This is a genomic window from Corynebacterium sp. NPDC060344 (genome assembly GCF_042725215.1).
In the GTDB taxonomy this organism is placed as follows: Bacteria; Actinomycetota; Actinomycetes; order Mycobacteriales; family Mycobacteriaceae; genus Corynebacterium.
In genome coordinates this window covers 20,958-34,765 of sequence record NZ_JBHXCS010000007.1, presented here as the reverse complement: position 1 = coordinate 34,765, position 13,808 = coordinate 20,958, and the positions used below count along the sequence as shown (strand labels likewise).

The window sequence follows — 13,808 nt, the reverse complement described above, 5'->3', positions numbered from 1 at the left end:
CTCAGACTAGCGGGTCGTCGCTGACTCCCTTGGTCACCACGACCTCGGCGAGTCCGTCGCCGAGGTGGTAGCGCATGCCCACGACGCCGACCTTGCCGGAGCCCAGGCGGTTCTTGATTTCCGGGGAGCGGTCGACGATGTGGTTGACGATCTCGCGCACGTGGCGGCGCTCCAGGTCCTCGATGTCGCTTTGGCCGTCGTTGCGGGCGGCGAGCAGCGACGGGGTGACCTTTTCCACGAGGACGCGCTGGAATCCGCCGGGCAGGTCGCCGCCTTCGAGGGCGGCGTGGGCGGCCTTGACCGCGCCGCAGGACTCGTGGCCCAGGACGACGACGAGGCTTACGCCGAGCGAGTCGACGGCGAATTCCAGCGACGCCAGCACCGACAGGTCGGTGATGTGCCCGGCGGTGCGGATGACGAAGATGTCGCCGAGCCCCTGGTCGAAGATGATTTCCACGGGGACGCGCGAGTCCGAGCAGGACAGCACGACGACGGCGGGGTTCTGCCCCTCGGTGAGCTTCTCGCGGCGGGAGGGGTCCTGGTTCGGGTGGGCGGACTGGCCCTCGCGGAAACGGTTGTTTCCCTCGAGCAGGTGCTTCCAGACGGATTCGGGGGTGCGTGTCATACCATCCATTCTGCTAGGTTTTCGCAGATTGGAGTGAATCGGGTTTTGGAATCAACGCAATCCGGGGGTTGGCGCGGCGAGCTCGTCGGCTGGTTCCGCGCGACGGCCCGCCCCCTGCCGTGGCGGGAGGCGGGGACGTCGGCGTGGGGGATCCTGGTCAGCGAGGTCATGAGCCAGCAGACGCCGGTGGCCCGCGTCGCCCCGTCGTGGCGGCGGTGGATGGCGTTGTGGCCGGAGCCCGCGGATCTGGCGGCGGCGCCGGCGGATCAGGTGCTGCGCGAGTGGGGGAAGCTGGGGTATCCGCGGCGTGCGCTGAGGTTGCGGGAGTGTGCGGCGGGGATCGTCGCTAAGCACGATGGCCGGGTGCCCGGCGATGTCGGGGACCTGCTGGCCCTGCCGGGGATCGGGGATTACACGGCGCGGGCGGTGGCGGCGTTCGCGTTCGGGGCGCGGACGCCGGTGGTCGACGTCAATGTGCGGCGCGTGCTGCGCCGGCACCGGCAGGGGGTGTTCCTGCCGGGCCCGCACAAGCGGGCCGACTTGCCGCAGGTGGAGGCGCTGCTTTACGACGACCCGGCGTCCGCCGCCGAGCTGTCCGCCGCGTGGATGGAGCTGGGGGCGACGGTGTGCAGAACGCGCCCGGCGTGCGGGGAGTGCCCGGTGCGGGAGTCGTGCGCGTGGGTGGCGGCGGGGTCGCCCGAGCCGTCGGAGCAGGAGCTGGCGGCGGCGAAGAAGAGGGTGCAGAAGTTCGAGGGCACCGACCGCCAGGTGCGCGGGAAGCTGCTCGACGTGCTGCGCGCGGCGGAGTCGCCGGTGGAGCGGGCCTTGCTCGATGAGGTGTGGCCCGATGCCGCCCAGCGGTCGCGGGCGCTGTTTTCGCTGCTCGACGACGGGCTCGCCGTCCAGGACGCCGACGGGCTGTTCCGGCTGCCAAGGTAGGGGCGGGACGGTGTTCGAACGGTTCGGCGGGGCGATCCGGGTGGGCGGCTAGTCTGGCGTCATGAGCGCTTCGGAGGTGGGAGACGGCCCGGTGCAGGGCGTTCCCATGGGGCGCGGCGGTGTGGCGGGGGCTGTGAAAACGGGGGCGGTGAAGGCGGCGACTGCCGCAGTGCTTTCCGTGGTGATGGCCCTTGCGCTGGTGCTGCTCACCGCATGCTCGGGCGGGAGCGGGGGCGGGTTCGAGGGCGCCGATGCCGGGCGCGGCACCCCGCCGGCGGTGGAGCGGGAGCCGGGGGCCGTGATCACGCAGATGGAGCTGGCGGTGGAATCGCCGAGCGTGGAGTCGGCGCGGCGGATCGTCTATGCGTCGCGGGACGCCCACGGCGGGCCGGCCGTCGTCAGTGGCTCGGTGCTCGAGCCTACGGCGCAGTGGACCGGCGACGGACCGAGGCCGTTGCTGGTCATCGCACCGGGGACTCAGGGGGCGGCGGACAATTGCGCGCCGTCGATGACCATGCACTTCGGCACCGCTCCCCCGCCGCCGTCGCGGCATTTCCTGGATCTGGGGTGGGCGGTGGCCATCACGGATTACCAGGGCCTGGGCACTCCAGGCCCCCACACGTATCTGGTGCGCGAGGCACAGGGCAACGCCGTGCTCGACGTGGCGCGCGCGGCGCAGGACCTGCTGGGCGGGGGCGGGAATCTGGATGCGGCGTGGGCCCCGTCGTCCGAGGTGCCCATCGCCGTGTTCGGGTTCTCCCAGGGCGGAGCGGCATCGGCGGCCGCGGCGGAACTGGCGGCGGACTATGCGCCGGAGCTGGACATTCGTGCGGTGTACGCGGGCGGGGTGCCGGTGGATCTGCAGTCGACGGCAGAGGAGATCGACGGCTCGGCCCTGTCCGGCGCGATGGGCTACGCCATCAACGGGCTGGTCGCGGCGTACCCGGAGATCCGCGCCGGCCTCGACGCGATGATGAACGACGAGGGCCGCCGCTTCCTCCGCGACACCGCCACCCAGTGCATCGGAGCGACGCTGGCCATGTGGGGCCGGCGCGATTCGTCGGACTTCACCGCCGACGGCCGGTCTTTTGCCGAGCACCTGGGGGCAGGGGCCGGAGGGGGTGTGGGAGAAGCCGTCGACAAGCAGAGGTTGGGCACGGTCGCGCCGGGGATGCCCGTGTTCGTGACACACAATGTGCAAGACGACGTCATTCCCGTTGCCGGAGCGCGGCGGCTGGTGCGGGAATGGTGCGGCGGCGGCGCGAACGTGACGTACGCGGAGGTCGACGAGGATCTCGGTGACGCCTCGCACGGGCTGGCGTGGCAGCTGACGGCGGATGAGGCGTTCGGGTGGCTGGTCAGCGTGATGGGCGGCCCGGATGCGCCGGGGGCCGAGGGGACGTGCTGATCGCCCGCGGCGCCCGGCTACCTGTTGCGGCGCGCGCGGAGTTTCACCGACGGTATCGCCGGCGAGGGGATCCTGTCGACCTGGGCGCGGGTCGGTGCGCCGTCGAAACCGGGGTAGCCCTCGACGACGCCGAAGCGGCGGGCGCGGGCGTCGGGGTCCTCCCAATCCTCGCGGGCGGAGCGGACGGCGGACTCGTCCTCGGCGACGAAGTTCCAGAACATCAGCAGGTCCTCGCCGTAGGGGTCGCCGGCCAGGAGGACCAGGGTGGCGCCGGAGTCGCCGGAGGTGACGGTGGCCTCGGCGACGACGCCGTGGGAGTAGGCCAGTGCGGCGGGGCCGGCGGTGGCGGTGGCGGTGGCGTTCCCGGTGGCGTCCCCGCTTGCCGAGAGTTCCGCCGAGCCGGAGTCGACGAGGATGGCGACCTCCCTGCCCAGCGGCATGGTCAGCGTCGCGCCGGGTTCCATGCGCAGCTCGGCGGCGATGGCGCGGCGCGGGGCGGGAATCGGCGAGGCGCCGAAGTTCGCGTCCTCGGCGATGGTGCCCGCACCGGGACCGCCCGAGCCCACTCCCCCGGCTTCCCCGGTTGCGCGGCCCTCGAGCGTGGAGCCGACTTCACCCTCGAGCTCGCCGAGGAACACCCGCGCCGTCACGCCGCCGTGGGTGACTTCGCCGGTGGTGAAGTGGTGCAGGCCGCGCTCGGCATGGCGCTCATCGGTGGGGTATCCGAGCCACAGCTGCACGCCGTGGAGGTCGGGGCCGTCGGGCCACGAGTACTCGGAGTGGGCGATTCCGTGGCCGGCGACCATGAGCACGGTGTCGCCGGGGACGACGTCGAGGTGGTGGCCGGCGGAATCGTCGTGGCGCACGCGCCCGGAGAACAGCCACGTGCACGTGGCCAGGTACGTGTGCGGGTGCGGGGCGACGTCCATCGACGGGGCGGCGGGGCCGAAGTGGTCGGCGAAGATGAACGGCCCGACGCTGGTGCGCTCGATGTGCGGCAGGGTCCGGCGCACCGTGATGGCGCGGTAACCGCCGAGCGGGACGTCGCGAGGCTCGAGAACGGCGATTGTTGTCATGTCACCTATTGTACCGGGTGCGGCGGGAGTTGGCCAGGGCAGTCCGCCGTCCAATCGCCGCAAAGGGCGACAATCAGAGGCCCACAGTCCGTGCCCGTTTCATCAGTCCTTCCAGAAGCCCTTGTCGTAGGTGTAGCCCACCAGGAACGCGTCGGCGAACACGCGGGCCAATTCGCTCGCGCTGGTGTCGCCCACATAATCGGGGTTCTGGGTGTCGCCGGTTTCCACGAGGGCCCAGCCGCCGCGGAACGGGGTGGTGTAGGACCGCTCGAAGCCGGCGATCAGGGCGCTGGTGCCGGAGTTGGACCGCACCCGAACCCCGTCGGAGCTGACCTGGACGTCGACGGCGCCCAGTCCGGCCTGGTCCGCCATCTTCACACCGTCGTCGGTGATGGCGCTGATGCCCTTTATGCCGTCGAGGGTGTCGAGGGTACTGCCGGAACGGTTGTACTCCCACTCCCGCAGGGCCTGCTCGTCGAAGCCCGCCAGGTCGCCCACCGCGCCCAGGGTGGTGAGCGTCAGATTGTTCAGGGCCCCGTGGGGGGCGTCGATACCCATGTTCTTGACGGTGAACACGCAGGTGCGGGTGCCGCCGACGCGCTTGTCGCCCTGGTCGGCCCTGACCTCCACGTCCTGCCAGGTGCCGCCGGAGTTGTAGGAGATGTAGCGCAGCTGCTCAGTGACGGCGTCGACATAGAAGTCCGGACAGCCCTCCAGTGCCACCTGCTCAGATTCAGAGGGCTGGAACGTGAGGGTGAAGTTCTCCGGGGGCACGTCGCTGCCGCCACCACCCCCTCCCGAGCCGGACCCGCCACATGCGGCGAGCAGCGACGCCGAGACGAGCACGCCCATCACCACTCCACGCTTCATCCAACCATCACTTCGCCAGGTAGCCATGCCCCAACGATACAACACGAATGGACATTCCGTTCAACCTGCACGCCTCGAACACCTCAACCCACTGCGAAAGCAGTGCGCCATGCCATGATATTCCGTGCCGATCCGAGCAACGAGTTGCACACTTCCTACGGCTCGTTCATTATGTGCTACATTCACGTTTGAGACGTTCTGAACCCTTCGGGCGAAGACGTACACTTAGTTCATGCCCATTCGAAGTGAAGGTGACGACATCGCCGACATCCGCCGCGCCATTCGGGAGCAAAAGGCCAAGCTGATGGCCAATCTCCTGAAGGTCGAGAAGGAGACCCTCGACGAGCATTGGGCCAACATCGAGGCGTCACGCAAGCGCACGTCCGACGCCGAGCCGTACCTGGACTCCGGCGTTGCCAGCGATTTCTACATGGCCGCACTCCACGAGATGGCCGCGGTGAAGGCGGAAGCCGAAGAGTCGATGCGGGAGCTCGTCAATCTTCTGGTTCAGGACTTGAACGTCACGGGTACATCGGTGGCCTCCACGGCCCGCGTCTCGCACACCACCGTCAATCGCTGGCTGGACCCCGAGCGCTCTGCCGCCGGGGAGTAGCTTCCCACCACTGGAGTTTGCATGCGCCCCTCACGAATTCGATCGATTCGACACGCCGCCGCCCTGGCATTGACTCCGGCCCTGTTCCTCACCGCTTGCGGCTCGGGCGACGCCCCGGCTCCGGCACCCCGCCCTGCGGACGCAACTCCCCTGTCCACCCCCTCACCCTCTGCGGAGCTTTCCGACGGCGCGGCGTCGACATCGGCAGTGGCCGCGCCGACGAGCGCGCAGGATTCCCGCCCAGGCGAATCCTCCGATGCCGGGAGCTCCACGAATCGGGTGGAAGTTTCGGCGACGGTGGATGCCGGCGGGTTCTACGAAGTCGAAGAGGTGGGCAAGGACTTCTTCCAATGGCGCGATGGCCTGAGCGCCAACCAGTTTTTCGAACCCCTCTGGACGACGTACGTCGATGGCCAAGCGCTGACCGGCGAGAATTGCTCCTCCACGATGCAACTGTTCGACGCGAGCGGCCAAGTCTTCGAGCAGTTCAAGACCCGGGAGTGCTCGCACACGAAGTACAAGATCTCGAACTCCTTCGAGAAGCTGAATAAAGAGGCCCCAGGACTGAACCGCGGCGAGGAAGCATCCCTGACCATGACCGTCGAGGTGGAGACCCCCGACGGTGAGGTCCTGAAGGGCACCTACGAGTTCACCTACCGGTATCCGAATCGCTGATCAGCACGCGATGATGTCGACGCCGTCCCACCACTTCCAGAAGTCGTCGGCATCGCCCTCGGCAACGCCGACGGAAATGATGTCGCTCCGCAGGCCCTCCGCCATGGGCGCCAGGAGGAATCCCCCGACGACCGGGTAGACGTCGATGGGATGGTTCCGGACGCACTTGCCCTCATCGGGTACGTCCATGTCCACCTTGTCGAAGCGCTGCAGTTCCGACTCGCGCGCCGCGGAATCGCCGTATCGACGCACGCTCACCATGAAGTCTCCGCCCCCACAGTCAAGTCCATCGTGAGACGGGACGCAGCGCCCAGCTTGCGAGCCCGAAGATGGGTACTCGGGCAAAAAGTCGGGATAGTCGGCCACCAGTTCCGCGGCAACGCCATCCCACTCTTCCCGCCCCGAGGGCAGCTGAGCTAGCCCGACCAGCACCAATCCCACAGCGGCGAGTCCCGCCATCACGATGGGCCAGCGCCTCCTCCCACCGCGACCATTCCCACGCTCCGGCCGCGTTTCAGTGCCCACCCCCGGACGAACGGTCGTCGATGCCAACGTCAAACGCTCGCCGGCGCCCTGGCCGCCATCGTCGCCACCGGCGCCAGGCACAGTCCCCATATCAACGCCGGCGAGATATGCGCGAAGGGCCGCATCGATGAACTCGGTACATGAAGGCCACCGGTTCGCGGGATCCACATCAAGGGCACGGACGATTACCGAATCCAGGGACGATGGCAGCAGCCGGTTTCGTTTACTGACCCGAGGCCGGACACCGTGCAAGTGCCAGCCCATGAGGGACGCAAAGTCATGACCCTCGGCTGCAGGCACCCCAGTCAGTGTCTCGACCAATACGCAAGCCAGCGCGTACTGGTCCGCCTTACCGTCGATCCCTTTCGCGGAAAACTGCTCTGGCGCGAGATATGCGGCAGTTCCAGACACCATGCCGGTTTCCGTCAATCGATCCGATCCGTCCGACGATCGCGCGATGCCGAAATCCGTGAGGGCAGCCGCTTCCACTCCCCCGTCCGTCGGTACGAGGATGTTCTCGGGCTTCACATCCCGGTGGACGACGGCCTTCGAATGGAGATGATCCAGTCCTTGGGCCACTGCTTGCGCGGCAATCAGGGCATCTTCCGCCTCCAGCCGCCCGCCCTGCCGCAGCATGAGGGCCCGGAGGTTCGAGCCGTCGATGAGTTCCATCGACAACCACGGGCGCCCGCCATCGACCCCGGCACTGTAGATCGTCACAAGATTCGGATGCTTGCTGATCGACGCGGCGACACGTGCCTCGCGCTGGAATCGCGCGGCGTAGTCCCCACCGGTGGCATGCATGACCTTGATGGCTTCCCTGCGCCCCAACCTGGAGTTGACGGCCGAGTACACCTCCCCCATCCCACCCCTGCCGAGGAGGACGAAATCGCCGAATCCCGTGATCTCACCTGGCTCTTTTTGCACCCGAACAGCTTAACCCAGCGACCACCGACAGAATCATTCACCTTTCCGTTTGTGCGGTCATGCACATTTAGTTAGAGTGTCGCCATGTGAACATCTTGTTCATAATGGCTATTTTGTTCCGGACCGCCGGGACGGCCCCTCTACCAAGAAGCGAGAATCCATGAAAAAGACACTGGCCGCCGCGGCATTGTGCGGCGCAGCGGCGATGACGCTCGCCGCGTGCGGATCCTCCGAAGACCCGTCCAAGGCAGGAGAAGAGCTCGCGGAGGATCTGATCAAGGCGTACAGCGACGGAGATGCCGATGCCGCCCGGGAGGTGGCCTGCCAGGACTTTTCCTCCGATGCGGCGAGCTTCGCCGAGTCCAACGCCGACGGTGAAAACTCGTCGAAGATCGTCTCGTCCGCCAATCCCGACATGAACGGTGAGAACCGCTTCACGCAGGACTTCACCATCGAGTCCGACCTGGAGGGCACGGGAACCGTCACCTTCAAGTTCGGGAAGAGCGACGACGGCGACTGGTGCATCCGCGGGCTGTCGATGTAATCGGCTCTCACCACCGACTGCGCCGTCATCCCCGAAATCACGATCACGGCCGCTCCCCTCACCACCGATACACCGCATTTCGTCGAGCCACATGGCTCATGAACCCAAAGGAGTCCTCGATGCTCGAGAACAAGTACGACAAGCACCGCCGCCACCTCGAAGAAAATCAGATCTCGCAGATCAAGTACCAGCGTGCGCAACTGGACGCGCAGCGCGACGGTGTGCAGCTGACGCAGGAGCAGCTGGACCAGGCAAATCGCCAGCACGAGGAGCTCATGGCCGCGCAGCGCGAACAAGCGGACCAGGCACGCCGTGCGCAGTGGGCAACCTGGATCCAGACCGAGGACGGCAAGAGGTACCTCAAGTGGAAGGCCGGCGCAGTCGCGTGGCGCAAGATGATGAAGACCACCCTGGGCACGTGGAACGACGCATGGACTGCGGAATTCGACGCGGCTCACGGCCGCTTCGCCGTGTCGGCTCGCGGTGACAATCAGTGGATCGGCTCGCCGACGTTCAAGACCGTGTCGATCTGTCTCGGCATCCTCGGCGTGCTCACCCTGCTCAAGGGCCTGCTCTTCGGCTTCGGCGCAATCAGCACAATCATCCTCCTCGGCTCCATCGCCGGCGCCGCGTTCTGCGCGTGGAAGCACATCACCGACTGGACGCCGCGCAATGATGCCGAACGGGAGAAGGTGACCGCCGAGCTGCACGAGGCCCTCGGCCACGATGTCCTCGACACTTACCCCTCTTGGCCCGGTCTCTTCACCCGCCAATCCGAGATCGAGGATGCCGTCGATTCCCTCCGTTCATTCATGGACGGCGCCGCCGATACGTTCCCCACGACGTATCCCGCCATCCCCTCCCACGAGTTCACCACGGTCGATCCGCGATGGCCCGCATCCGTGCGCGCGACTCACGATGAGCTGCGCAAGGCTCTTGGCTAAAAGACCACTCCACGCAAAAGGCGCGGCACGCATCGGATGGATGCGTGCCGCGCTTTTCGTGTGCGAAGGCTTGACGACGATCACGTGGGCCGTCGTCACGCGCGCCGGGCCCGGGCTCCCGGGGGCGCCGGCCGCTACTTGCGCCAGCGGCCCCGGTAGTTCAGGCCCTTGCCCAGGCGGATGGAGAACCCGCCGCGGCTGTTGATGGTCACCGGGCCGAAGCGCTTCGACCCCGAGACACCGGTCTTCGACCAGTTCAGCCAGGAATCCTTGCCCACCTTCGTGCGCTTGCGGTAGAAGATGCCCATTTACGCGCCCTTCTCGCCGTCCGACTCGGATCCGGAATCAGACTCAGACCCGGACTCGGCCTGGCCCTCTGAATCCGACTCCGCACCGGACTCGCCCTCGCGGGCCGCCTCCTCGACCGCGGCCTCGGCGGCGTCGATGACGTCGCCGGCGCCGGAACCGATGGTGCCCTCGGCGGAGCCCATGGCCTCGAGGCCGTCGAGCTCATCGGGGACCTCAGCGCCCTCGGTCGCCTTCGTGGTGAAGGTGAACGTGGCGTCGGCGCCCTCGGACTCGCCGTCCCAGCCATCGACGTCGACGACGACGGTCTCGCCCATGCCGATCTGGCCGTACAGGATCTTCTCGGACAGCTGGTCCTCGACCTCGCGCTGGATCGTGCGGCGCAGCGGGCGGGCGCCCAGCACCGGGTCGAAGCCGCGCTTGGCCAGCAGGTTCTTGGCCTGGTCGGTGACCTCCATGGTGATGCGCTTCTCGGTGAGCTGCGAGGACACGCGGTCGAGCATGAGGTCGACCATCTGGACGATCTCCTCGCGGGAGAGCTGCTTGAACACGACGATCTCGTCGATTCGGTTGAGGAACTCCGGGCGGAAGTGCTTCTTCAGCTCGTCGTTGACCTTGCCCTTCATGCGCTCGTACTGGCCATCGGCATCCTGCTCGCCGACGCCGGAGAAGCCCATGCCCACGGCCTTCGAAATGTCCTGCGTGCCCAGGTTCGAGGTGAAGATGAGCACCGTGTTCTTGAAGTCCACGACGCGGCCCTGGGCGTCCGTCAGACGGCCGTCCTCGAGGACCTGCAGCAGGGTGTTGTAGATCTCCTTGTGCGCCTTCTCGATCTCGTCGAAAAGCACCACCGAGAACGGCTTGCGGCGGACCTTCTCGGTCAGCTGGCCACCCTCCTCGTAGCCGACGTAGCCCGGAGGGGCACCGAACAGGCGCGAAGCGGTGAAGCGATCGTGGAACTCGCCCATGTCGATCTGGATCAGCGCATCCTCGTCGCCGAACAGGAACTCCGCCAGCGCCTTCGACAGCTCCGTCTTACCCACGCCGGACGGGCCGGCGAAGATGAACGAACCGGACGGGCGCTTCGGATCCTTCAGGCCCGCACGGGTGCGGCGGATGGCGCGGGACACGGCCTGCACGGCCTCTTCCTGGCCGATGATCCGCTTGTGCAGCTCCTCCTCCATGCGCAGCAGGCGCGAGGACTCCTCCTCGGTGAGCTTGAACACCGGGATGCCGGTCCAGTTGGCCAGCACCTCCGCGATCTGCTCCTCGCCGACCTCCGTGATGGTGTCGGACTCGCCGGAGCGCCACTTCTTCTCCTTCTCGCGGCGCTCCTCGCCCAGCTTGCGCTCCTTGTCGCGCAGGCCCGCGGCCTTCTCGAAGTCCTGCGCGTCGATCGCGGCCTCCTTCTCGCGGCGCACGTCCGCGATCCGGCCATCGACCTCCTGCAGGTCCGACGGCGCGGTCATGCGCTTGATGCGCATGCGGGCGCCGGCCTCGTCGATGAGGTCGACGGCCTTGTCCGGCAGGAAGCGGTCGTTGATGTAGCGGTCCGACAGCGTCGCCGCCGCCACCAGCGCCTGGTCCGTGATGGACACGCGGTGGTGCTGCTCGTACTTGTCGCGCAGGCCCTTGAGGATCTCGATGGACAGGTCGACGCTCGGCTCCGGCACGTTGACCGGCTGGAAGCGGCGCTCCAGGGCGGCGTCCTTCTCGATGTGCTTGCGGTACTCGTCGAGCGTGGTCGCGCCGATGGTCTGCAGCTCGCCGCGGGCCAGCTTGGGCTTCAGGATCGACGCCGCGTCGATCGCGCCCTCGGCCGCGCCCGCGCCGACGAGGGTGTGGATCTCGTCGATGAACAGGATGATGTCGCCGCGCTGGTTGATCTCCTTGAGCACCTTCTTCAGGCGCTCCTCGAAATCACCGCGGTAGCGCGAACCGGCGACCAGGGAACCCAGGTCCAGCGAGTACAGCTGCTTGTCCTTGAGGGTCTCCGGCACGCGGTTGTTGACGATGTCCAGCGCCAGGCCCTCGACCACGGCGGTCTTGCCCACGCCGGGCTCGCCGATGAGCACCGGGTTGTTCTTGGTGCGGCGCGAGAGCACCTGCATGATGCGCTCGATTTCCTTCTCGCGGCCGACGACCGGGTCGAGCTTGCCCTCGCGGGCGGCGACGGTGAGGTTGCGGCCGAACTGGTCGAGCACCAGCGAACCGGCCTGGTGGTTGCCCTCGGCCACGCGCTGGCCGGAGGTGGCGCCGACGGGGCGCTGCTCCGGGCCGCCGGCGGGGCCGTCGGAGTCGTCGCCCTGGAAGCCGGACAGCAGCTGGATGACCTGCTGGCGCACGCGCGGCAGGTCGGCGCCGAGCTTGACCAGCACCTGGGCGGCCACGCCCTCGCCCTCGCGGATGAGGCCGAGCAGGATGTGCTCGGTGCCGATGTACTTGTGGCCCAGCTGCAGGGCCTCGCGCAGCGAGTACTCCAGCACCTTCTTGGCGCGCGGGGTGAACGGGATGTGCCCGCTCGGCGGCTGGGCGCCGCGGCCGATGATGTCGACGACCTCGGAGCGCACGGCCTCCAGCGAGATGCCCATGGACTCGAGGGCCTTGGCGGCGACGCCGTCGCCCTCGCTGATCAGGCCCAGCAGGATGTGCTCGGTGCCGATGTAATTGTGGTTGAGCTCGCGTGCCTCGTCCTGCGCCAGGACGACGACGCGCCGGGCGCGGTCGGTGAACCTCTCGAACATCATTCTCCTCGGTTGTCGTCCGGAATCCATATAACGGTTTCACTGAAGCTTAACGACGCCCCGCCCGCGTTTCGTCCCTTCGGGCGTACGCCCATAGCGAACAGCGCCTGAACTGGGGATTGACGGCCGATGATCTCGGGCGCCGGACCGTCGCAAAGCAGCCTCACCCGGGCCCGCGCAGCACCCGGCGGGATAGTCTCGGTGGCATGACCGCGCCGCGCACCCGACTCGAGTTCGACGTCCTCGCCGACCATCTGGCGCTGATGCTGGCGCAGGAGGATCTGGCGTCCATCGAGGCGATGATCGCCGACATGCAGCCGTCGGATCTGGTCAGCGTGCTCGAGCGCGAGGATCCCGACGACCGCGCGATCATCTACCGCCTGCTGCCGCGCGACCTCGCGCTGGAGGTCTTCGAGAGGTTCTCGGTCGGCATGCGCGCCGACCTGATGACGGGGCTGCGCGATGAGCACGTCGTCGGCGTCTTCGAGCACCTCGACCCCGACGACCGCGCCGCCCTGGTCGACGAGCTGCCGGCGTCGGTGTCGGCGAAGCTGTTCTCGGGGCTGTCGGACAAGGAGCGCCGCCTCACCGCCCCGATGCTCGGCTACCCCTCGGGCACCATCGGCCGCCACATGTCCACGGAGTACGTCCGCGTGCGCCCCGACATGACCCCGCGCGAGGCCATCGACCACGTCCGCGCCACCGGCGACGGCGCCGAGACCGTCTACCTGCTCATGGTCACCGGCGATCACCGCAGGCTGGAGGGGGTCGTGGGCATGCGGGACCTCATCTTCGCGCTTGACGACGAGCCCGGCGCCCAGCCCACCACCGTCCGGGACCTGATGAAGGCCCCCGAGTCCGTCACCGCCTCCGACGACGCCGAGGAGGCCGCCCGGCGCGCCGTGCGCACGACCCACCTGGTCACGCCGGTGGTCGACGAGGAGGACCGGCTGATCGGCATCCTCACCATCGACGACGCCAACCGCATCATCGACCGCGCCGACGAGGAGGACGCCGCCCGCGCCGGCGCGTCCGAGCCGCTGGACCGTCCGTATCTGATCACGTCCGTGGGCACGCTGGTGCGCTCGCGCGTGGTGTGGCTGCTGGTGCTGGCGCTGTCGGCGATCCTCACCGTGCAGGTGCTGGAGATGTTCGAGGATGCGCTGGCCGCCGTGGTGACGCTGTCGCTGTTCATCCCCCTGCTCACCGGCACCGCCGGCAACACCGGCTCGCAGGCGGCGACGACGGTGACGCGCGCGCTGGCCGTCGGCGAGGTGCGCCTGCGCGACACGTGGAAGGTGGCGTGGCGCGAGGTCCGCGTCGGCCTGACCATGGGCGTGCTGCTCGGCCTCATCGGCGCCGCCGTCGCCGGGCTGGTCTACGGCGCCGACTTCGGGCTGATCATCGGGCTGACGCTGGTGTCCATCTGCACCATCGCCGCCACCGTCGGCGGCATCATGCCGATGATCGCCCGCGCCATCAAGGCCGACCCGGCGGTGTTCTCCACGCCGTTCATCTCCACGTTCTGCGACGCGTCCGGGCTGATCGTCTACTTCCTCATCGCCAGCGCCGTGCTGGGGCTGTAGGCGGGGAGGCCAAGAAGGGGCTGGTG

At 68.0% G+C, this 13,808-nt stretch carries 13 protein-coding genes; 7 read left to right on the top strand and 6 right to left on the bottom strand.

From position 1 onward, the window contains the following. Position 1 precedes the first annotated feature (1 nt). A complete protein-coding gene (locus tag ACFWGD_RS09370; RefSeq protein ID WP_377778399.1) occupies positions 2 to 625 on the bottom strand; it encodes a carbonic anhydrase in 624 nt (207 codons plus the stop codon). Between the two features lie 45 nt (positions 626 to 670). Here ACFWGD_RS09370 and ACFWGD_RS09365 point away from each other — a divergent pair, with 45 nt between their 5' ends. Beyond that, positions 671 to 1,564 (top strand): A/G-specific adenine glycosylase, encoded by an 894-nt coding sequence (locus ACFWGD_RS09365; RefSeq protein WP_377778398.1) that lies wholly within the window; start codon positions 671 to 673, stop codon positions 1,562 to 1,564. Positions 1,565 to 1,625: 61 nt separating this feature from the next. Continuing rightward, positions 1,626 to 2,972 carry a lipase family protein gene (locus tag ACFWGD_RS09360; RefSeq protein WP_377778397.1) on the top strand — a complete coding sequence of 449 codons (1,347 nt, stop codon included), beginning with the start codon at positions 1,626 to 1,628 and terminating at the stop codon, positions 2,970 to 2,972. A gap of 17 nt (positions 2,973 to 2,989) precedes the next feature. On the opposite strand, the gene ACFWGD_RS09355 is transcribed toward ACFWGD_RS09360, so the two are convergent. Beyond that, positions 2,990 to 4,048 carry a pirin family protein gene (locus ACFWGD_RS09355; protein ID WP_377778396.1) on the bottom strand — a complete coding sequence of 353 codons (1,059 nt, stop codon included), beginning with the start codon at positions 4,046 to 4,048 and terminating at the stop codon, positions 2,990 to 2,992. A gap of 102 nt (positions 4,049 to 4,150) precedes the next feature. Next, complete coding sequence (locus tag ACFWGD_RS09350) at positions 4,151 to 4,945, bottom strand: hypothetical protein (protein ID WP_377778395.1); 795 nt, start codon at positions 4,943 to 4,945, stop codon at positions 4,151 to 4,153. 205 nt (positions 4,946 to 5,150) lie between these two features. On the opposite strand from ACFWGD_RS09350, the gene ACFWGD_RS09345 reads away from it, so the two are divergent. Both ACFWGD_RS09345 and ACFWGD_RS09340 read left to right on the top strand, forming a co-directional pair. Further along, the gene (locus ACFWGD_RS09345) at positions 5,151 to 5,531 is read left to right on the top strand and encodes a hypothetical protein (RefSeq protein WP_377778394.1); all 381 of its coding nucleotides are present in this window, start codon (positions 5,151 to 5,153) and stop codon (positions 5,529 to 5,531) included. A 21-nt stretch (positions 5,532 to 5,552) separates the two neighbouring features. Further along, positions 5,553 to 6,206: a hypothetical protein gene (locus ACFWGD_RS09340; RefSeq protein ID WP_377778393.1), complete on the top strand. Its 654-nt coding sequence runs from the start codon at positions 5,553 to 5,555 to the stop codon at positions 6,204 to 6,206. Here ACFWGD_RS09340 and ACFWGD_RS09335 read toward each other — a convergent pair whose 3' ends face one another. Next, positions 6,207 to 7,658: a serine/threonine-protein kinase gene (locus tag ACFWGD_RS09335; protein ID WP_377778392.1), complete on the bottom strand. Its 1,452-nt coding sequence runs from the start codon at positions 7,656 to 7,658 to the stop codon at positions 6,207 to 6,209. A gap of 160 nt (positions 7,659 to 7,818) precedes the next feature. Here ACFWGD_RS09335 and ACFWGD_RS09330 point away from each other — a divergent pair, with 160 nt between their 5' ends. Together ACFWGD_RS09330 and ACFWGD_RS09325 are read left to right on the top strand one after the other, a co-directional pair. Next, positions 7,819 to 8,202 carry a hypothetical protein gene (locus ACFWGD_RS09330; RefSeq protein ID WP_377778391.1) on the top strand — a complete coding sequence of 128 codons (384 nt, stop codon included), beginning with the start codon at positions 7,819 to 7,821 and terminating at the stop codon, positions 8,200 to 8,202. 119 nt (positions 8,203 to 8,321) lie between these two features. Further along, positions 8,322 to 9,146 (top strand): hypothetical protein, encoded by an 825-nt coding sequence (locus ACFWGD_RS09325; protein WP_377778390.1) that lies wholly within the window; start codon positions 8,322 to 8,324, stop codon positions 9,144 to 9,146. 134 nt (positions 9,147 to 9,280) lie between these two features. Here ACFWGD_RS09325 and ACFWGD_RS09320 read toward each other — a convergent pair whose 3' ends face one another. Beyond that, entirely contained in the window at positions 9,281 to 9,454 is a 174-nt protein-coding gene (locus ACFWGD_RS09320; protein WP_377778389.1) for a DUF4236 domain-containing protein, read from the bottom strand. Next, entirely contained in the window at positions 9,455 to 12,196 is a 2,742-nt protein-coding gene (locus ACFWGD_RS09315; protein WP_377778524.1) for an ATP-dependent Clp protease ATP-binding subunit, read from the bottom strand. Between the two features lie 206 nt (positions 12,197 to 12,402). Here ACFWGD_RS09315 and mgtE point away from each other — a divergent pair, with 206 nt between their 5' ends. After that, positions 12,403 to 13,782, top strand: coding sequence for a magnesium transporter (gene mgtE / locus ACFWGD_RS09310; RefSeq protein ID WP_377778388.1), 1,380 nt, complete (start codon positions 12,403 to 12,405; stop codon positions 13,780 to 13,782). Positions 13,783 to 13,808 lie beyond the last annotated feature (26 nt).